15 protein-coding genes are annotated in these 19,968 nt (G+C 39.8%); 3 read left to right on the top strand and 12 right to left on the bottom strand.

Translation table 11 applies throughout. From position 1 onward, the window contains the following. Positions 1–231 precede the first annotated feature (231 nt). Entirely contained in the window at positions 232–1,767 is a 1,536-nt protein-coding gene (locus tag PTI45_RS07485; protein WP_069326939.1) for a methyl-accepting chemotaxis protein, read from the bottom strand. 188 nt (positions 1,768–1,955) lie between these two features. Beyond that, complete coding sequence (locus tag PTI45_RS07480) at positions 1,956–3,392, bottom strand: amidase family protein (RefSeq protein ID WP_069326938.1); 1,437 nt, start codon at positions 3,390–3,392, stop codon at positions 1,956–1,958. A 275-nt stretch (positions 3,393–3,667) separates the two neighbouring features. Here PTI45_RS07480 and PTI45_RS07475 point away from each other — a divergent pair, with 275 nt between their 5' ends. The 3 genes from PTI45_RS07475 to hepT all read left to right on the top strand — a co-directional run bounded on the left by PTI45_RS07475 (position 3,668) and on the right by hepT (position 4,978). Continuing rightward, positions 3,668–4,105 (top strand): GNAT family N-acetyltransferase, encoded by a 438-nt coding sequence (locus PTI45_RS07475; RefSeq protein WP_069326937.1) that lies wholly within the window; start codon positions 3,668–3,670, stop codon positions 4,103–4,105. A 61-nt stretch (positions 4,106–4,166) separates the two neighbouring features. Further along, on the top strand, positions 4,167–4,580 hold the full coding sequence (gene mntA, locus PTI45_RS07470) for a type VII toxin-antitoxin system MntA family adenylyltransferase antitoxin (protein ID WP_069326936.1): 414 nt from the start codon (positions 4,167–4,169) through the stop codon (positions 4,578–4,580). Further along, entirely contained in the window at positions 4,577–4,978 is a 402-nt protein-coding gene (hepT, locus tag PTI45_RS07465) for a type VII toxin-antitoxin system HepT family RNase toxin (RefSeq protein WP_069326935.1), read from the top strand. The genes mntA and hepT overlap by 4 nt, the downstream gene beginning before the upstream one ends. A gap of 114 nt (positions 4,979–5,092) precedes the next feature. On the opposite strand, the gene PTI45_RS07460 is transcribed toward hepT, so the two are convergent. The 10 genes from PTI45_RS07460 to PTI45_RS07415 all read right to left on the bottom strand — a co-directional run bounded on the left by PTI45_RS07460 (position 5,093) and on the right by PTI45_RS07415 (position 19,965). After that, positions 5,093–6,625 (bottom strand): glycoside hydrolase family 32 protein, encoded by a 1,533-nt coding sequence (locus tag PTI45_RS07460; protein WP_083243417.1) that lies wholly within the window; start codon positions 6,623–6,625, stop codon positions 5,093–5,095. Between the two features lie 218 nt (positions 6,626–6,843). After that, on the bottom strand, positions 6,844–8,358 hold the full coding sequence (locus PTI45_RS07455; RefSeq protein ID WP_069326933.1) for a glycoside hydrolase family 68 protein: 1,515 nt from the start codon (positions 8,356–8,358) through the stop codon (positions 6,844–6,846). A 484-nt stretch (positions 8,359–8,842) separates the two neighbouring features. Beyond that, a complete protein-coding gene (locus PTI45_RS07450; RefSeq protein WP_069326932.1) occupies positions 8,843–9,691 on the bottom strand; it encodes a PRD domain-containing protein in 849 nt (282 codons plus the stop codon). Then, on the bottom strand, positions 9,681–11,222 hold the full coding sequence (locus PTI45_RS07445) for a PTS transporter subunit EIIC (protein WP_083243405.1): 1,542 nt from the start codon (positions 11,220–11,222) through the stop codon (positions 9,681–9,683). The genes PTI45_RS07450 and PTI45_RS07445 overlap by 11 nt, the downstream gene beginning before the upstream one ends. 208 nt (positions 11,223–11,430) lie before the next feature. Further along, a complete protein-coding gene (locus PTI45_RS07440) occupies positions 11,431–13,194 on the bottom strand; it encodes a glycoside hydrolase family 2 protein (protein ID WP_139129225.1) in 1,764 nt (587 codons plus the stop codon). Between the two features lie 68 nt (positions 13,195–13,262). Next, the gene (locus tag PTI45_RS07435) at positions 13,263–14,075 is read right to left on the bottom strand and encodes a carbohydrate ABC transporter permease (protein WP_069326930.1); all 813 of its coding nucleotides are present in this window, start codon (positions 14,073–14,075) and stop codon (positions 13,263–13,265) included. Positions 14,076–14,092: 17 nt separating this feature from the next. Then, positions 14,093–14,977 carry a carbohydrate ABC transporter permease gene (locus tag PTI45_RS07430; RefSeq protein ID WP_069326929.1) on the bottom strand — a complete coding sequence of 295 codons (885 nt, stop codon included), beginning with the start codon at positions 14,975–14,977 and terminating at the stop codon, positions 14,093–14,095. A gap of 87 nt (positions 14,978–15,064) precedes the next feature. After that, positions 15,065–16,357, bottom strand: a complete 1,293-nt coding sequence (locus tag PTI45_RS07425; RefSeq protein ID WP_069326928.1) for an ABC transporter substrate-binding protein — start codon at positions 16,355–16,357, stop codon at positions 15,065–15,067. A gap of 184 nt (positions 16,358–16,541) precedes the next feature. Beyond that, entirely contained in the window at positions 16,542–18,146 is a 1,605-nt protein-coding gene (locus tag PTI45_RS07420; RefSeq protein WP_069326927.1) for a response regulator, read from the bottom strand. Continuing rightward, on the bottom strand, positions 18,139–19,965 hold the full coding sequence (locus PTI45_RS07415) for a cache domain-containing sensor histidine kinase (RefSeq protein ID WP_069326926.1): 1,827 nt from the start codon (positions 19,963–19,965) through the stop codon (positions 18,139–18,141). The genes PTI45_RS07420 and PTI45_RS07415 overlap by 8 nt, the downstream gene beginning before the upstream one ends. Positions 19,966–19,968 lie beyond the last annotated feature (3 nt).

Genomic DNA, 19,968 nt, shown 5'->3' with positions numbered 1-19,968 from the left:
TATTCCAGAAATAGTCAATCCTTATAATAAGAAACTGGTCAAAAGACCCAACCTGCATAATTACAACGAAAAAAAACACTACCCTATGTAAAAACCACATGAGTAGTGTTTGTTCAATCGTTTTACAAGACTTTTTGGTCTTTGTTTTACAGAAAGCAAGTACACCGTATTGGAAATATTTTGTCGAATAAGTGTATGAATCTGACTACATTTTGTCTTTTTATTGACAAATTAAGATGCTTTTTCAGTCACAACTTCGTCACTTTTTACTAGAGCATTATTTTGATCCAATGAATGATTTAAGATATCAATCAATTGTTTCAATTCATCAATACTATTTGCAATACGACTCACGCGTGTAGATTGCTCTTGTAAGCTTGATGTCATTTGTTCTATAGACGCACTCGATTGTTCTGTTACTGCCGAGATCGTTCCTGTTTCGAGTACTGAATGACGAATACCTTCAATTAATTCTTTAAGCATACTGCCAATTTCTACCGAACGATCTGATACTGTATTCGCTTCTGTCATGATATCTCCAAACGAAGATTCGGTCTGTTCCGCAGAAAGTTGGATCACATCAATCGCTTCTTTACCTTGTTGAATACGACCGGATACGACTTCTGTCTGATCATGAATACGATGCAAGATATCTGTAATCAAGACTGTAGACTGTTGCGCTTCACTCGCTAGATCACGAATCTCGGTAGCAATAACTGCAAATCCACGTCCATGCTCTCCTGCACGAGATGCTTCAATACCTGCATTAAAGGAAAGCATATTGGTCTGACGAGCGATATTTTCAATCGCTTGAGATACAGAAGAGATTTCTTGTGCATAGTTGCGTAATGTATTCATCGCTGCATGGGTATTGTCTATCGTTTGACCGACTTCAAGTACACCTTCACGCAAACGAATAACTTGTTCATTTCCTGAGCGAGTTAATGATGCTGTTCGTTCAGCTAGCTCTGTCATATCATTTGCAGTATTGCCAATATTACGAATAAACGTTTCTGAATTTTGCATCGATGTATTAATTTCACCGATACTGCCTGCTTGTGAATCAATTCCTTTTGCAATTTCATTAAAGCCTGTTGTTAACTCTTTACCAATCCGATCGGTATCTTCTGCATTACGTTGCAATTGTCCACCAAACTGTGTCAATTCTTGTGCAGAACGTTCTACTTCTTGTAGCAAATTATCAATTTGTTCTTTTTGTTGATGTAAATTACTCATCATTTTCTGACCCAAAATACAGATCGCTACCCCAGCAGAACCGACCATCGTCGTAACAGCAAATAATACAATCATATCCAATACAGGAAGCGCTGTTACCAATGGATCAAATACAAGTAGAATTACTTCTAACACGACTGCATATATGGTAGCTACAATACTGACACGCATATTCAAGTACACTACAGAAAGAGTGATATAGATTAAAAATGCTGACCATGAAGCTTGTGAAGGCAATACCCAGATAACACAAGTACATGCGATAAAAGATAACGGAGTTAATAAGTATTTACCTATGGATAAATGATTTGTTTTTTTAAATATAAAGAAAGCCGCTGGAACCAAAATACATACACAAACGATTAGATATAACCATGTATACAAATCGACCAGATGAAAAAAGTACATTGCTCCATAAATAGGAATACAACTGATCAAAATAATAGCTAACGTGTATAGCAAAAGTTTGGATGCTAATCTTTCATAAGCAGTTGCTTGTTTCTCTTCGTTGTTTGCTAATACGCTCTTCATAAGCGCCTCCTTAGTTGTCTGAGATCATAAAGTAACAAATAGTTCTATTTTACTATTTCGTCAAAATTCAGCAAAAAGTTTACAGCTAGTTCACTAAATTTTTTAGTTATTTTTCTGCATAAATAACCACGTAAAAAAGCAGTAACTCTGAAGTCAGAATTACTGCTTTTATTTATAGAATAAACGACTTATAACATAGGTCTTCTGCGTGCAGGTACGGTATGTTCAAAAGCATACGCGATTCGAATCAATTCTGGCTCTTTGTACGCTGTACTCATAAAGCTGATACCGAAAGGCATACCGTCTCGGCGGTAACCTGCCGGTACAATGATTGCCGGATAACCACCTACTGCGGGTGCATCAGTATGATTCGGGGAAAAGATCGCATCTAATTGATGCTCTCGAAGCAGACGATCTATACCTTCTTCTCGTGCTTGATTCCAATCGCTTAGACGAGCCTGAATATATTTAGCTTCAGTTAATTTACCTGACGTTTCATATTGCGCTTTGATCAAGATTTCTTGACCGTATTTGAGTGCATCTTGATGATGAAGATGATTATAATCGATCATATCTTTAAGTGTTCGAATTGATGATTGTGGCCCTAGTGTCGATAAATAATGATTAAGTGCCGACTTGAACTCATACAATAAAACAGTCATGTCTTCTGAAGCAATATGATCCAGATCGGTATGGTCTATAATAACGGCACCTGCATGATACATCGCTTCGATAGAAGCTTCCATAATCGACTTTTCTTCGTCGCTTAACTCATGCACATAAGCTCGATTAATACCGATTCGTGCTCCACGTAAGCCTTCTGCATCTAAATAAGACGTATAATCGGGTATCGGAACAGGTGAAGTCTGGGTTGGCGCATCTTGTTCATCTTTTCCAGCTAATACCTGTAATAGAATAGCAGCATCTTCTACATTTCTAGCCATTGGACCTGCTGTATCTTGTGTATAAGCTATCGGAATCACGCCTGTCCGACTAATCAAACCCAGTGTAGGCTTGATGCCTACCAGACTGTTTTTAGCTGCCGGATTCAAAATCGAACCTGATGTCTCTGTTCCTACTGCTACAGCACATAGATTGGCAGCTACCGCAGCTCCTGAACCTGCGCTTGAACCGCCTACATCCAATCGTCCGGGGCCATACGGATTAAGCGTCTGTCCTCCGCGGGCACTGTACCCATTTTGCATATTGAAAGACATAAAGTTCGCCATCTCGGTCAGATTGGTTTTGCCTAAAATAACAGCTCCAGCTTTCCGTAATTGTCGTACTAAAAAAGCGTCTTCTGGAGCAAAAGAGTCTGATAACGCTAATGATCCAGCACTGGTATGCATATGGTCACCTGTATTAATATTGTCTTTGATCAAGATGGGTATCCCATGCAGTTCACTACGAACTTGTCCTTGAGCGCGTTCTTGATCCATTTGAGCAGCAATATAGATCGCATCTGGATTCAATTCAATCACAGATCGTAATAAAGGGCCATCTTGATCTATTTCAGCTATACGCTGCATATATAAAGACGTTAACGATACAGAAGTCTGCTCTCCTTCTTCCATCCATTGTTGTAACTCTCGAATACGTACCTCTTGTAAAGGAAAATCGATCATTTGGACACTCCTTCCACTTCACTTACAAACCTTGTATCGATTCTATAATTGATTGATGCGTTGTGCAAATGTTAATTATCACTAGATACAGACTATAATCAATAAAAAAGAATCTGAATTATACTGACTGCAATTAAATAGCGCGGTTTACATTTACATTCATTTCGTTAAAATAGAAAGACGGTCTATTCCTTCTTCAAAGAATATCTATTTATATAGAAGGTATTAGATGTAACTCATATAGAAAATCATAAACTAAAGGATGGAGCATACACATGGAACTATTGATAAAACAAGTTGAGAATGAATATGAATTGGATCATTGTCTGTTTATCCGCAAAGCGGTTTTTGTGAATGAACAAGGTGTGCCTTTGGACGAAGAATACGATGAGTGGGATAATGCCAATACTATCATTCCACATATTATTGTGTACAATGGTGAGACTCCTGTTGCCACTTCGCGCCTGCGTGTGGTTGAAGGTGTTGCCAAATTAGAACGTATTTGCGTAATGAAAGACTATCGTAAATACGGTGTTGGCAAAATGCTGGTTGAACATATGGAGCAATTGGCGCGAGAACAAGGTCTGACTCAAGCCAAATTAAATGGACAGACACAAGCCGCTTCTTTCTATGAGCGCTTAGGATATGTACAATCTTCTGAGATATTTTTAGAATCCAATATTCCTCATGTCTTGTTCACCAAATCATTATAATCTTTAGCAAAGTATCGATCTCTCTAGCACACACTATCTAGAACAATAAGGAGTTGTTATTATGTCTAAGCTGTCTTTATCTTCCCATCAACAACTCCTTATTGTTCAGGAGTTGTGTAGTCTTGTTAAAGCGCATACGATTATTATTTTTGGCTCTGTTGCTAAAGGCACTGCAAGAGCTGAAAGCGATATTGATATTGCTTATTTATCTCAAGTTCGTAGATCGACTTATCAACGATTTCGAATCGGACAGCAATTAGCCGACCAGTTAGATCGTGATGTTGATTTGATCGATTTTGAAGAAGCAAGTACAGTATTCCAAGTACAGATTGCCAGTACAGGGATCGTATTATATGAAGAAAAGCCAATGATCAGGCAACTGTCATATATTCAAGCTTTCCGTGAGTATGTACAACTGAATGACAAGCGCCAACCGATATTAGATCACTTTATGAAGAAAAGAGGCACGCTATGAATCAAGATATTTTACTCAACAAAACGGCTACGATTCGTCGCTGTGTTGCACGTATTCATGAAGAATATGCTGGAGATGAAGACAACTTATTTAACTATACCAAGCAAGATTCGATTATTTTGAATCTTCAACGGGCTTGTGAGGCTTGTCTTGATCTAGCGATACATATCATTTCTGAGCGCAATCTAGGCGTTCCACAGAGCAGTCGAGATGCTTTTGATCTTCTATTCCGCAATGGATTATTGTCTAAAGAATTGAATCAAAGTATCAAAGCAATGGTCGGCTTCCGGAATATCGCTATTCATGATTACCAAGGGGTACAAGTTGAAATTATTCAAGGCATTATCGAAGAACAATTGGATGATTTTGAACAATTTATTACAGCGATCAGCGCTTGAAAATAGGAAAATGATGCTACACTCTCCTTTCTACTATACTAACTTAGAAAAAAAGCCGAACTCTTCTGATCTCATAACGATCAATAAGGTTCGGCTTTTATTATTGTTTATTGTTTATTTAAACTGTTTAACGACTATATTTTCAAAAACAGCTTTGCCACCGTCTGCAAATAAAGTAATCCCTTGATCTTCTTTATTCGGGAAAATCAAGCTAGAGTAAGCTACTGTACCATCATCTACAAAGACTTCGATACTGTTCTTATCGACTAATATTTTCAGATGGACTTTTTTCTTATCGGTATTGAAGGTTGCCTGACTTTCTAGACTTTTGCCTTGAGTATCAGGATGACCGGTGTACGCTCTATTCACATACGTATATTTTCCTTCTACAAAGACACCTACATCGACATGACGACTTTGATCTTTAGACTCTCGAAGTCGCAATCCTACATTTTTAAGTTGTGACCACGAAATGTCTGTATCCAGCTGGAAAGAAGATCCACGGATATTAAGCGGCTCAGAACCTTCTACTTCCATCCGTTGTATTTTTTGGGTAGATGCAGGTAGTAAGCTAATCGCTCCAATCGGTTGAGAAGATAGATCATAAGATTGACCATTGAATTGAAGTCTTATTTTACGAACGATCGAATCCATACCGTTGAATCCCTCTTGTAATGTCGGTGTGTTATTAACATAATCCCAGTTGTTCATCCATCCAAAAGCATAACGTTGCGCATAAGGATTAGAAGCTCCTGCGATATCAAAAGTAACAGCAGCATACCAATCAAATCCATGATCCAACCATTTGGGTTCTTGACGGTCAGCTATAAATTTCTTGCCATTGAAGCTTCCTGTCCAGTATGCATACGTATTTGGATTGCCTGCTCCACGTCCGTTTGCGCTAGCACCGAGTACCCATTTGTAAGCTCCATTTGCCGCTTGCATCAAGTATAGATCAGGGCATTCCAGTATGCCTACATTTTCAGTAAGGAATCCGCTGGTGTACGTCCACTTTTTCAAGTTAGTGGATGTGTAAAATCCAATCTTATTGCCTTCTGCCATCAACATAATCCAGTGTTTGGAATTGGCATCCCATATTATTTTGGGATCACGAAAATCGGTGTTACCGGGATTCGACAGAATCGGTTTTTTTCCATAGGCAGTGAAGGTATTCCCTCCATTTTTGCTATACCACAAATACTGTTCTTGCGCTCCACCGTTAGCAGAAGGTTGAGTCACAATTGCGATAAACGCATTTTTACCAAATCCGGCTGTGTTGTTGGTATCGACGACAACCGAACCTGACCATGGATCACCGTTTTTATTTGTATATTTAGGAATAGCTACTCCGTGATCTGTCCAATGGATCAGATCGGTAGAAGTAGCATGGCGCCATTCGGTACCATTGCCATCCGGATAATCTTTATTATAGAGATAATAGTAATGATATTTCCCTTTGAAATAGATAGGACGTTGTGGATCATTTTTCCACTTGTCCGGCACTGTAAAATGATAATCAGGACGTTCGCTACTGACGGATGTTCCATGAGAAGCACTATTATGAGGAAGACTGTTTTGAGTACTTCCTTTTGCGCTAGTCTGTGTGAAAAAGTAGAGTAAGGCACCTAATATAATACATCCGAACACACTGAGAACAACGAGTGTCCGCCGATATTTAGATACGTGGTTGCTGTTGTTCAAGTGAGCACCTCCATATATTAGTGTTTCCTTTTTGGCGTCTACATTTCGTTCTACGGATAAAAGCAATAAAGGAAAAGAAAATGCCGCTGTGTGGCAGACATTTTCTTTCCCGGTTGATCTATTGAATCCTCAGAAATGATAGATTAAAAACTTATTCATTAAACTTATTGATTAGAAGTAATCTGACCTTGTTCCAAAATGCTATTAGGAACAACTTTGGTTTCACTACCATCGATTTCTACTTCAAAGCTTGGTGCAAATGTAGAATGATGATCAGTATAGAATCCTCTGTTGGTCATGTAGCTTGTGATTACAACTTTATTACCTTTTACTTGTGGAATCGCAAAGTGAGCATAGTTCCATGTAATATCGCGTTTGTTCAGATCTTGATGCAATACAAGCCCACTACCGTTAAGCGGTTTGTAAGGTCCATCAATTGAATCCGCTACATATCCAAGCATGTAGATATCTTCGGAATCCACACCATCGACAAACATTTTAGCACCGCGTGTATCTGTGAATAGATACCATTTGCCATTCATTTCAAAAATATTGGCACGTTCAATCTCATCGGTCACTGTGTTGGACGCAATAAGTGGCTTCATCACTTTTTTCAATGAATAGTCGTTGTTCAATTCAATAATACCCAATGCCCCATTCGCAATTGTCATATAATTACGACTCGGGTTGTTCATTACTTTCTGGTATTCAGATTTGAAGAAATCGTCATCTCCACCATAATACGCTTTGTTGGAGAACATCGATTGACCTTGATAACCAGTCTCAGAACCTGTATTGGCTTCAAATACTAGATATTTGCGTCCATGATCTTCTACATAATGCGGATCTCTTAATGTATGGTTATCGGAGTAATCACCTGCACGGAATGCTTGATCCACCGTTTGATACATTTTACCATCACCATCAAAAATAGATTTGAGGTCTTCGACACCGTTGACTTGAAGTGTTCCATTAGAAGGTTCAGACACATTAATTTGAGCTGTTGTTAGTGTTTGTTTACCGAAAAATCCTTTATCGACATCCCATGGCTGACGGTTCGTATAGAATAAGCGAACTTTGCCGTCTTTAGTCATTGTTGCTGAACCTGACCATTCTTCGGATTGATTATTTAAAATTGTATCGTTAGGTACCATTTTGTCGCTATCTTTAAATACACGACCTGCATTTTTCCAAGCATCTAATGATTGATCGCCTGCTTTTTTATAGAACAGATAGATAAAAGTATCTGAGGATACTTTAGGATCACCTGCAAGTCCAAAAACAACTTCATATCCATTATAGTTGGCTACTGTACCGTCTGCATTTTGTAATGGCCAAGTATCCCATACATCGAGATCAATCGTATTGCCATTTGCATCTTTTCCTACAGCAGAAGGAATATTGCGAATTTTGGATACATCAAATTGTGGAACTTTATAGCGAGACTCTGTTTGCTGATTAGCTATTTTCAATGCATCAAAGCGCGTAAGATGTGTAAATCCGTAAGTATCGTTAAAAACAGATGCAGGTGTTTCTACAACAGGTGTTGGTGGAGTTGGCTGTGTCCCATTACCGTAATCGGATTCTGATCCACTTGCAAAAACAGAAGTTCCTCCTGTTAACATCGTTGCTGCCATCATCATAACAGCTGTTTTTCTTGAGAAATTCTTGATTTTCATTGTGTTCTTCCTCTCTAATTTCAAATTGTGGCTGTTTTGGCGCACAAAAAAGACCTAAAAATTCCTCTGAAGAACGAACGACACCTGTCGCCCGGATTCCTCACGGAGTTTTTAGGTCTTGCCTGCTTTACCAGTAACACACCCGAATATGCTGTTGCTGACATTTATTCTATAGGGCAAATCGTAAAGACACTATAGACTGAACGAATCAATTTGGAAAAGCGACACAAAAGGATAATTCTGTAATTTTTCATTCATTTTCATAAATTTTAGTCTTATTTTCACTGTTTCAAAGTTTACATTTTTGTAATATGTCATTCGATATACATACTTTATACCTAGATCTAATTTGATTTTGAATAAATATCATAACCTATCGAATCAGGTATATAGACTTGAACCAGCTTTATTTTTCTTGTTATTCTCTATTAAAATCGCATGATTGATCTACTTTATCATTATATTCGATACGGATTAAGCTGGATTAACGGGAATGATGACCCAGTCTTTCGAGCAAGCGATTCACTTCGATAGTAATTAACACGCATTGACTCTCTGTAAATAGATAACCATATTCATCTTCCATATTCGCTGCCATCTCTTCTACCTGTTCATATACTGTTTTATATTTCTCTACAGCAATCTGAATAAGCTCTTGATTCAGTTCGCTTCCGGGCTGATCTTTTTGATATTCTTGAAGAATACTTTTGAGTTGGCTCATTAATCGTTCATAGTCTGCTGACTTGCGATCTAAAGATTGATTTAACATATATTCAATATCTTTGACCATGTCTTTCATAATTGCCGCCATACCTGCTGCTGTGTCTTGAGCTCCTACGTTCATCCGTGCAGTATGAATATGCATCGCAATATATCCTACTTCATCTTCAGGAATGTCAATCTGCAAGCGCTCGGTAATCAATTGCTTGGCATGAAGACCGATCTGGAACTCGGCAGGATACAATAAGCGAATCTCTTCCAAAAGCGTATTGTGGATAATCAGCCCACTCCGTAGACGCTCAAGAGCAAATGACAAATGATCGGTTAGTGCAATATGAATATGTTCATTAAAAGAAATCTGTAACTCTTGTTCAGCATAAGAAATAATACTTTCAGATACAGCGATCTCTTCTTCCGGTAACGTCTGAAGCATCTCTTGTAGATAACCATACCGTTCCTGATCTTCTAGAATAAATAACTTCTCAATACGCTGTTTATCTACAATATCATTTTTGCCTTTTTCAAAAGAAATCCCACCGCCCATAGCGATCTTTTCCTGCCCGTGATCATCCACGACCACCGCATTATTATTGAGAATCTTTTTAATTTTCATAACGTCCTCCTGTGAATTTACGAACAATGTTTGAAATATGATATCGAAAAGCTGGCTTTTCTGCACCGAGCAATAGAGTCGTCATAAAAGCTATACCAGCTGAGAGTAGAAATCCAATCATATAATGGATAAAGTTCATTTCGCCAAACGGAATAATATAGACAAGCATCGGTATTCCTGTTAAGCCAAATGAGCTAGCGATCACATGATGAAAGCCGACATAAGCTCCGCCTACTGCCCCACCAATGGCTGCACTCAAAAAAGGACGACCTAACTTGAGGTTAACCCCGAGAGCAATCGGTTCTGTTATTCCTAAAAAAGCAGTAATCGATCCTGAAAGAGCTACTTTTCGTAATTCGTTATTGCGAGTAGTCAAATAGACGGCTAGACCTGCCCCACCCTGCGCCATATTTGCCATCGACCAGATCGGTAGTAAGAAATTAACGCCTACACGAGGGTCAGCGATCAAAGCAACCTCAAGCGCTTGTATCCCTTGATGCAGTCCTGTTAATACAATCGTGCTATAGATGCCGCCCAGAATAAATCCAAAAAATGTACCTCCATAGATAAAGAGATATTCTAACTCTTGACCTATCCATTCTCCCAGCCATATCGCGACCGGACTAATCAAAAGAATAGCCAGCGTCCCACCGATAATCAGACTGATGGCTGGAGCAAGAAGTGTAGATGCTGATGCCGGTAGTATACGGCGTATTCCTTTTTCTATCCAAGCCATAATCAGTGCTGCCAGAATAATCGGCATCATTGCACCTTGATAGCTGAATTGAGGGGTAACCATCGTATCTATATTTTGTACCGTCGTATCATAAGAACCTATTAGTATCGCTAGATCAGGTTGAGACATTGCAATCCCAAGTACAGCCCCGATCGCAGGTGTACCTCCAAATCGTCTTACTGCATGATAACCGAACAGTACGCTAATAATTTGAAAAGCAGAACTTGTTAATAACTGAAGCAATCGGAACCAGACTGCACCCTCTGTCACCCAGTCAGAAGATTGCAGAATCGTGACCAGACCTAATAAGATACCGGCTGCAATAAAGAGCGGTAAGATCGGGATTAGAATATCTGAAAAGATAGTCGCTACCTGTATAATACGCTGCATAATGCCTGACCTTTGATCCTGATCTGGTGATGGCATTGATGGTTCAGCTTGCAGTTCAGATTCTTTAGACTCTAAAATAGAAGGTTTTAATGCTGTTTGTTCATGCTGTTGAAGCCATAGATTGATTTTGCGATGTAACTTATAGACAAGCTCAGGACCTACAATAATCTGTAGTTGTCCGGGCAGTTTGTTTATATTTTGCACTTCTTTGATCTGGCGAAGTCCTGCTTCATCGATTTGATCGTAATTTTTTAATTTGAGCCGAATACGAGTCGTACAGTGAATGACTTCTACCATATTATCAGGACCACCGGATAGATCGATAAGACGGCGGGCAAGCTCTTCTGTCGAATGATCTTTTGCACGTCTATGACGAGAAGAAGGTAGGTCTATTTTATCCGACAACACTATTCCTCCTTTATCGGGTTGAATCCAGTATGATTTGACTGTGTACACTTATTATAAAGTAACAACTTTGTAGTATAGGATAGTTTAGGGGTTATGACAATCTTTAGATGAACAGAATATGTTTTTAACTATGTACAAAAAGTGCTGTTCACTATCTGACTTGAGCAGTCAAAAGATAGCAAACAGCACTTGGTATAGGTAGATCTTAAGATTGATTCATAACGATACGTCGAATATCTTCTAGTGGCACCTTGGGCTTACGATCATACGTAACCAGACCGTTAATCTCCTGTTCGACATCGGTCAACTGGGTATAACAGAATCCTTGAACAATCGGAGAACGATGTAGCGGACGAATCACTGCGGCTAAGCGCTGTAGATAATCTTCATCATTGTCTGCGCCCGAGTATCCCCAGCCTTCCCATTCACTTTTTTTATAAGCGATTCCGCCGAACTCTGTAATCAGAATCGGTTGCCCTTGATAAGTCGCTCCCCCTACAAAAATCTCTCGATTCCCTGGCAGACTATGTACAGCCTTTTCAATCGAAGCATAACGTTCATTCAACACTTCTTCTTGCCATGCATAATCATGAATCGCTACCAGATCGGTGTCCATCATTTCCCAGCCATCATTATAAATAACAGGACGTGTATCATCCAGTGACTTGGTGAGATGATAGAGAGCCAGTCCATGCTGTTGTTGACGCTGATCATTTTTGACATTAGGAATGCCCCAACTTTCATTCATAGGAACCCAGACGACAATGGATGGATGATTGTAATCCCGTTCAATCACTTCTTGCCATTCTTGCGTGAATCGGCGTACATATTCTTCTGAATAATTGTAAGCATTTGCCGCTTCTCCCCATACCAGTAATCCTTTGCGATCACACCAGTATAAGAATCGTGGATCTTCCATTTTCTGATGCTTACGTACCCCATTGAAGCCCATCGCTTGCGTCAACTCAATATCTTGAATAAAAGCTTCATCCGATGGTGCGGTTAAAATGCCATCCGGGAAATATCCTTGATCCAGTACCAGACGTAGAAAATAAGGTCGATTATTCAGATGTAACTTTCCATTTTCAATCGAAATCTTACGCATCCCAAAGTATGATTCTACCGCATCTACTACGTTATCCTGCTCCATCAATTCTAATCGAATATCGTATAAATGTGGCTTTTCTGGTGACCACCAACGCCCTAATTCATGATCGTTAAAATCATGCAGACCGATCGAGCGGGTATGTTCATGATGAGTCACTACAAATTCATCCTGTGCTACCAATTCGCCTTCAAAAGAAATGGTTAATCGTGTACGCATTCCTTTTTGAACTGTAGATGGAGAATAAAATAAGCGTACTCTGACTTCATTTCGATCAATATCGGCTGTAAATTTAGCTTTGCTAATATGAGCAGGGTCTACTGCTTCTAACCATACCGTCTGCCAGATGCCTGTCGTACGGGTATAGAAAATACTTGCTGAATCTTCTTTCCAGTATTGCTTCCCCCGTGGCAATGTCACATCTTGACTAAAATCTTCTACCCGCAAAATAATCTGATTGTGCTCTTCTTCTAGCAATTCTGTAATATCCGCTTGAAAAGGAGTATGCCCCCCTTCATGAAAAGCTGCCCATTTGCCATTTACCCAGACTGTAGCTGTATAATCGACCGCTCCAAAATGTAAAATCGTACGTTTATTTTGCCAATCGGACGGGATCTGAATCGATTTACGATACCAGACCAGATCATGAAATCCAGTATCTCCTATTCCACTCAACTCACTTTGAAAAGTAAACGGAACTTGAATCTTCTGATCGAATACCGCTTGCTGATCAAGATGCCATTTCTCCTGATCGCCTACACGTTTATCGTCAAAAGCAAATTCCCATGTTCCATTGAGATTGATCCAGTCTGCTCGCTGGAATTGAGGTCTAGGATATTCAGAACGAGTTATTGTATTCACCATCATAATTCCTCCTTTAAAAGTATACATGTCTGTATGATTGATCCGGCTATTGATGTTCAGCTTAGTGGTTATAATTCTTTCCCGCCTGTAAATGCAATCCCTTTAATAATCTGTTTCTGGAAAATAAGAAATACAATCAAGACTGGAACAGCGGCTAACGCATTAGCTGTCATAGGAAGCGCATATTGCTGGACATACGAACTCTGGAACATCGGTAATCCTAATGTAATCGTCATATAGGCTTTGTCCGAGATCGAGATCAGTGGCCATACATAATCGTTCCATGCTCCAATAAAGCTAAAAATACCTAATGCGGCTAACGCAGGACGAGACAAAGGTAAAAAGATGCTATACCAGACTTTGAAAAAACCTGCTCCATCAATTCGTGCGGCTTCTTCAAGGTCTTTCGGTAATCCATCAAAAAACTGCTTCAGAATAAAAATCCCCATCGGCCCTGCCACTGCTGGTAAAATCAACGAAGTTCGTGTTCCCAGTAGACCCCAATCACGCATAAACAGATACAATGGAATCAATGTCGCTTCTGCTGGAATCATGAGTCCAGATAAAAACAACAGAAACATAAATTTGCTACCTGGAAATTGAATACGAGAAAATGCGTATGCCGCCATCGACGATAAGATCAGTACCAGTACTGTAGTAATCACAGACACCATCAGACTGTTACCCATCCACCCGAAGATCGGAGCCTGACTCAGTACTTTCTGATAATTGACAAATGAAAGCTGAAAACCATTAGCAAATACACTTTGCCCTTCTGGCGTAAACGATAAAGCCAACATCCAGATCACAGGAATAAGAAAAAAGATCGCTAACGCTACAGCTACAATGCGAATAAAATAATAATAGATCCGATCCATCATTCTACATTCGCTCCTTTCTAAGATTCCAATCTACGTAAAACAAAAGTCTGTATTAAAGAGATCACTAGAATCACCAGCATAAGTACAAATGCAATCGCAGACGCATATCCCATCTGGAACGTCTGAAATCCATTTTCATAAATCGAAAACACGACGGTTTTGGTGGCTCCTGCGGGTCCTCCGCCTGTGATCAATTTGGATTGACCGAATATTTTGAACGAAGCAATCGTCTGAAGCACAATCACAAGTATCGTAATCCGTGATAATGATGGTAATGTGATATACCAGAATGTCTGCCAGCGATTCGCTCCTTCGATCTGCCCTGCTTCATAAAAGGATGCTGGAATATCTTGAAGCCCTGCTAGAAATAAAATAAAAACAAATCCTACTGTCCACCATACAGTAGACATAATAATAGCCGCCCATGCTAAAGTCGGTTCCGATAACCAGAAAATCTCTTCATGGATTAAACCTAATCCACGTAAAATCTGATTAAATAAGCCGGTGTACGGCTGTAAAAAAATCACCCAAATGCTAGAAATAACAGAAACAGATAACACATACGGCATAAAAACAGAGATCCGAAAAAAAGACTGCCCCCGACGTATACTGTGAACAAGAATCGCTAATAATAAGCCAATTCCGCTAACCAACGGCACACTAATCAATGTAAATACGATCGTATGCAATAGGTTGCTACGAAATTCTTCGTCTTGGATAAGGTTGGTATAATTCTCAAAGCCTACAAAAACTTTATCTCCTAGCAAAGACCAGTCATAAAAACTGATGCGCAGACCGTACAAAATCGGAAATAAAGAAAAAAGAGCAAAGAAAATCGTATATGGCAAAATCATCAATATGCCTGTGATCCACCCTTGGTGTGATAAGGATTTGGTGCCCATAGATGAGACTCCTTTCTTCAGCTAGATCAGACAAAAGAAGCGGTTTGATGTCTATGTCGCTCCGCTTCTTTTGTGATGATCCTATCTTTATTTTCCAGTAATCTTGTTGGTAGAAGCATCTGCTTTTTCTAAAGTGGTCGCTGGATCTTGTTGACCTGCTAACATTTTTTCGAACTCTTTGACAATATTGTCGTTAACCTGTCCTTGTTTTTCATTACGAGGCCAGTATTTGACAAAGTCAGCCGATTGCGCATAATCACTACGATATGGCATGTCTTTGAACTCTTGAGAATCCAATACTTTGGTCACACTTGGAATATGCCCTGCTTTTGCCCACATGTCCCCATGTTCTGCAAGCCAATTGGCAAACGTCAATGCAGCTTGCTGTTTCGCTGGATCTTCTTGACTGTGCTTCGGCAAAGCTAATGTATGCGAATCGCCCCATGTTGCCGGTTGATCGTAGATTTGTGGCATCGGTACTACCGCAAAGTCCAAATCTTTAATATTTTCAAATGATCCGGTACTCCATACCCCTGTGATGAGTACGGCTGCTCGCTGATCTTGAAATAATTTAACCGCATCATTTACATTCGGTGGAATTAATTTGGATGTATACAAGCTATTCACGTATTCTAATGCTTGTTTGGCTTGTGGATTGTTAAGTTCTGCTTTGCCATTTGCATCATAGAACTTCCCTCCACCAGTTAACTGATTATAGAAGCCCCAGAACATCCAGTACGCATCTATACGCACGCTTGGTTGTGCAAGTGGAGCCACATCTGCTGGAACTGCATCTTTAATTTTAGTTAAAAATGCGGTAAATCCTTCTGGTGATGGATCGAATACAGGTTTGCCGTCTTTCAGTACCCCTGCTTTTTCCAGATATGTCTTGTTGTAATACATGACGATCGCATGAGTATCCAGTGGAATCGAATAATGTTTACCATCGTAAATCGTCGATTCTAAAATCGTAGGATTGAATGCATCCCAGTCCACTTTGGAACCTGCTGCTAGATCATCTAGTGGGGTCACATAACCCGCTGGTACAAATTGTGGCATACGTGAGGAATGCAATACCGCTAGATCAGGCGCTTGATCCGAAGCTAACGATGTCTGTAGCTTGGTATAGTAATCTTCCGAGCGATTACTTAGCTGTTCCACTTGAATATCTGGGTTCTCCTCATTAAACTTGGCTACCATTGCCGCCATAAATTCTCCATCTCCACCACTAAATGGTGTCCAGAATGAGATTTGTGTTTTACCACCTGTTTTGCCACTTTCAGTACTACTAGCAGGTGCACTACCTCCAGCACAAGCCGACAGAATAAACATAGCAACCAGTAGTATAGAACCGGCTTGCAACCATTTTGTTTTTCTCATCAATAGAACCCCCTTGTCGAATAATGAAAAATGTGCGTTTTTAGATAACGCTTACATTTCAAATCTTAATGTATTCTTCAAGAAGGAACCATGACGCTTTTTTCGATGGTATAGACATATATTTAGGTCTGTTGCCTGTATGCGCATATTGCGTTCAAGCGATGATGAGATAGTGGCTACTTCATTACACCGGATGTTGATAATGACGACGACTGTCCCGATACTGTTTGGGTGTAGTACCTGTTTCTGTTTTGAATACTCTATTGAAATGCCGAATATTTACAAACCCTGTATCATAAGCAATCGTCGCAATCTTCTCATCACTATGGATTAATCGCTTGATCGCTTCTCGAATTCGAATATCAGTCAATACTTCGACAAATGAATGCCCTAATCTATTTTTGAACAGACTGCTGAGATAAGAAGCATTTAAATAGACTTTTTCTGCCATTAGACTGAGGGTGATCGGTTCAGCATAATGTTCTTCCAGATAACGTACTACCTGATCTACAGCGTGGATCACATGCCCTTCTTTACGCTGAATCAGCTCATAGAGCGAATACAATAAATCTCCACAATAACGGGCAAGTTGCTGGCGTTCATTGATCAGTAGTACATTTTGTAATATCCCACCCATATCCTGCTTATTTAGCCATTCATTGAGTACGTTATAATCCAAAGCAATCTCATAACACTCTAATAATATTTTGCAGATCTGTTGTTGGATCACTTCAGGATTACTAATCTGACGGCATAATCGTTCGATAAAAGCTTGGACTTGCTTTGTTAATTCTTGTCCATTTTCTTCTGCTAATAATTGTTCCAAAAAATGTCGGTCTGCTGCTTCTAATCTTGATAATGGCATTGTATTTGTTGTGGAAGATTCATAGACAAGTACTTGATCTCCACCCGAAATCAAACGATAGAGCAGAGCTGTCTCTGCTTCACGATAGGATTGGGGTACCGATTCGAGATCAGCCACACCACCACCGATACCTATCGTCACCGTCATCTGGGATATACGTTTAATGCTACGAATTAATTGTCCTGACAATGATCTAATCTGCCGGGCTGTCTGTTCACTGTGATCACTATTAATGAGTGCAACCACTTGATGATGATCGATAAATGTGTACCCTTGCAAAGGCTCCAATATGATCTCACGGACAAATTGTTGAATATACAAAAAGAACAGTTCAGGATCATTCTGTTGATACCGTTGTTCTGTGACAGAATCTCGATCCAATTGAACAATCAGACAATATATACCGGTATGGGGAAAAGAAATATTCGCTTGATCCAATAATTCGCCTTCATCATAAGCACTATTGCCATGAATCAGACTGCTTAATATTTGTTGTCGGATCACTTGCTGACTAGGAATATGCTCTGCTAACGATTGCGATTCATTTTCTTTGGTTAACTCTGCTTCTACTTTGCCCAAAGCGGTGTACAGTTCTTGTTTATTAACAGGCTTAAGTAAATAATCTCTGGCTCCACTGCGAATCGAATGACGTGCATATTCAAAATCATTATGTCCACTGAGCACAATACAGCGAATAGATGGATACTGTTCTGCTACTGTGGCTTGAAGCTGGATACCATCCATACGAGGCATCCGTATATCGGTGATTACTAAATGAGGGCGTTGATCCTGAATCATTTCCAGTGCTTCCAGTCCATCACGCGCTTCACCGATCACTGTCCATTCTAGATTAGATTCATGAATCAAATGGGTGATTCCTTTACGAAAAATCATTTCATCATCAACGACTAATACGTTATACATGATCAGTATCTCCTTTCTTCAACTCCTCTATATGCTCAACCTCAACGATAGGCATAGTCACGATCACTTGTAACCCTCCTTTATCCCGATTGTGCAACGTAATGCCATACTCATTACCATATTTGAGTGCGATTCTGCGATGAACATTAACCAATCCATGACCTCCCGGCCCTTCTGGCAATATCCCTGCTTCCATATGGTGATGTTGTTCTTCAATCCATTCGTTTTCCATACCTGGTCCATTGTCGATCACATCAATCTGAATCTGTTTATTCTGTCTATGCACTTCTATATGAATATAAATATCTCCACGACCTCGTTCTAAGCCGTGAATAATTGCATTTTCTACAAGCGGTTGTAACGTTAAACGAATTATCGGATGTTGTAGCAATAATGGTTCTGCATGAATGGTATACGATAATCGCTCATCATATCGGATACGCTGAATCGACAGATATCCTCGTACATGCTCTAGCTCCTGTTCAATCGTAACTTCACTATGATCGCTTCCGATACTATACCGAAGCAGAGCACTCAGATGATTGGTCATCTGCACCACTTCACGATTGCCTTCGAGTTCAGCGTACATACTGATAGAACCCAGTGTATTGTAGAGAAAATGAGGATTGATCTGACTTTGCAGTGAAGCAATCTGTGCATTTTTTTCTCGAATCTCTGTTTCGTATAACCGATAGGTTAATGACCCTAGACGAGACACCATAATATTAAACGTTCGACTTAAATGTCCGATCTCATCGGTCTGATGTACTGGCAAAGCAATATCGAATTCTCCCCGTTCTACAAGTTTCATTGAATCGCGTAATACACTAAGCGGTCTTGTGATTCGCATCGCATGAAAAATCGACACAATTACCGATATAATGAGACAGATACCGCCTAACCAGATCATTTGCCGATTTACCTGCCGGGCATCCTGTACCAAGACAGCGACAGGCACTGCTTGAAGAACCGTCCAATGCGTGACAGGCGATGTCTGATATGTAAGCAACACGGATTGTCGCCCACTATCTATCGTTAATGTGCCTTCTCCTCCATACTGTTGCAAAGTAGCATCTTCTACAGGAAAAGACGGGCTTTTATAAATCAATTTCTTATGCTGATCCATCATGGCAAATAATGAGGTCGGAGAACCGGCAAGATGAGTAATTCGATCTGTGAGTGCTTCAGCAGGAACATCGATCACCAGTGTACCTAATTCTTGACCATCATCCAGACTACGAATCTTACGCGCAATTGAAAACACTTGATATACAGTTCCATTATCAGACAATACCGCATGAGGAGCGACAAAATATCCTTTACCGGATAATGCTGTATTTACAGGTAATAATCGTTCTCGATCTCCTGACTCTGCAAATCGACCGGGACTATCAGGCAATTCTACATAAGACGAATGCGTATGATTGGTAAACAAAGCCACCCCTGCAATATCTACACGTCCATTGACCCGAATCCGTCGTACAAAACGTTCTAATAGTAGACGATCTTCATATCGATCGATCACTTGATCTTGCTTATCATGCTCAAGATACTCCATCATTTCTGGAGATTGATACGGCAAAATAGATAATAAAACCAACTCATTCATATAAGCATCTAGATTCGATGTAAATTCACGCACTACATCCGCTTGATATTGCCCGGCATTGTTTTGAATAGAATCGGAATAGCCAATACTCGATATCCATGAAGAGATGACTAACGGAATCGAAATCAGTGTGATATTCATAATAATCAGCCTTGTGACCAACCGCATATTTTTCCAGCGACGAATCCAATGTTTTATAGGTATCTGCATCCC

The sequence above is a fragment of the Paenibacillus nuruki genome, assembly GCF_001721045.1.
In the GTDB taxonomy this organism is placed as follows: domain Bacteria; phylum Bacillota; class Bacilli; order Paenibacillales; family Paenibacillaceae; genus Saccharibacillus; species Saccharibacillus nuruki.
The sequence above is the reverse complement of the archived record's forward strand: the minus strand, read 5'-3'. Positions and strand labels throughout refer to the sequence as shown.

Excerpts from the sequence above, each read along its gene's own strand:
- PTI45_RS07485 (WP_069326939.1), bottom strand. The coding sequence starts at position 1,767 with ATGAAGAGCGTATTAGCAAACAACGAAGAGAAACAAGCAACTGCTTAT.
- PTI45_RS07480 (WP_069326938.1), bottom strand. The coding sequence starts at position 3,392 with ATGATCGATTTTCCTTTACAAGAGGTACGTATTCGAGAGTTACAACAA.
- PTI45_RS07475 (WP_069326937.1), top strand. The coding sequence starts at position 3,668 with ATGGAACTATTGATAAAACAAGTTGAGAATGAATATGAATTGGATCAT.
- mntA (WP_069326936.1), top strand. The coding sequence starts at position 4,167 with ATGTCTAAGCTGTCTTTATCTTCCCATCAACAACTCCTTATTGTTCAG.
- hepT (WP_069326935.1), top strand. The coding sequence starts at position 4,577 with ATGAATCAAGATATTTTACTCAACAAAACGGCTACGATTCGTCGCTGT.
- PTI45_RS07455 (WP_069326933.1), bottom strand. The coding sequence starts at position 8,358 with ATGAAAATCAAGAATTTCTCAAGAAAAACAGCTGTTATGATGATGGCA.
- PTI45_RS07450 (WP_069326932.1), bottom strand. The coding sequence starts at position 9,691 with ATGAAAATTAAAAAGATTCTCAATAATAATGCGGTGGTCGTGGATGAT.
- PTI45_RS07440 (WP_139129225.1), bottom strand. The coding sequence starts at position 13,194 with ATGGTGAATACAATAACTCGTTCTGAATATCCTAGACCTCAATTCCAG.
- PTI45_RS07435 (WP_069326930.1), bottom strand. The coding sequence starts at position 14,075 with ATGATGGATCGGATCTATTATTATTTTATTCGCATTGTAGCTGTAGCG.
- PTI45_RS07430 (WP_069326929.1), bottom strand. The coding sequence starts at position 14,977 with ATGGGCACCAAATCCTTATCACACCAAGGGTGGATCACAGGCATATTG.
- PTI45_RS07425 (WP_069326928.1), bottom strand. The coding sequence starts at position 16,357 with ATGAGAAAAACAAAATGGTTGCAAGCCGGTTCTATACTACTGGTTGCT.
- PTI45_RS07420 (WP_069326927.1), bottom strand. The coding sequence starts at position 18,146 with ATGTATAACGTATTAGTCGTTGATGATGAAATGATTTTTCGTAAAGGA.
- PTI45_RS07415 (WP_069326926.1), bottom strand. The coding sequence starts at position 19,965 with ATGCAGATACCTATAAAACATTGGATTCGTCGCTGGAAAAATATGCGG.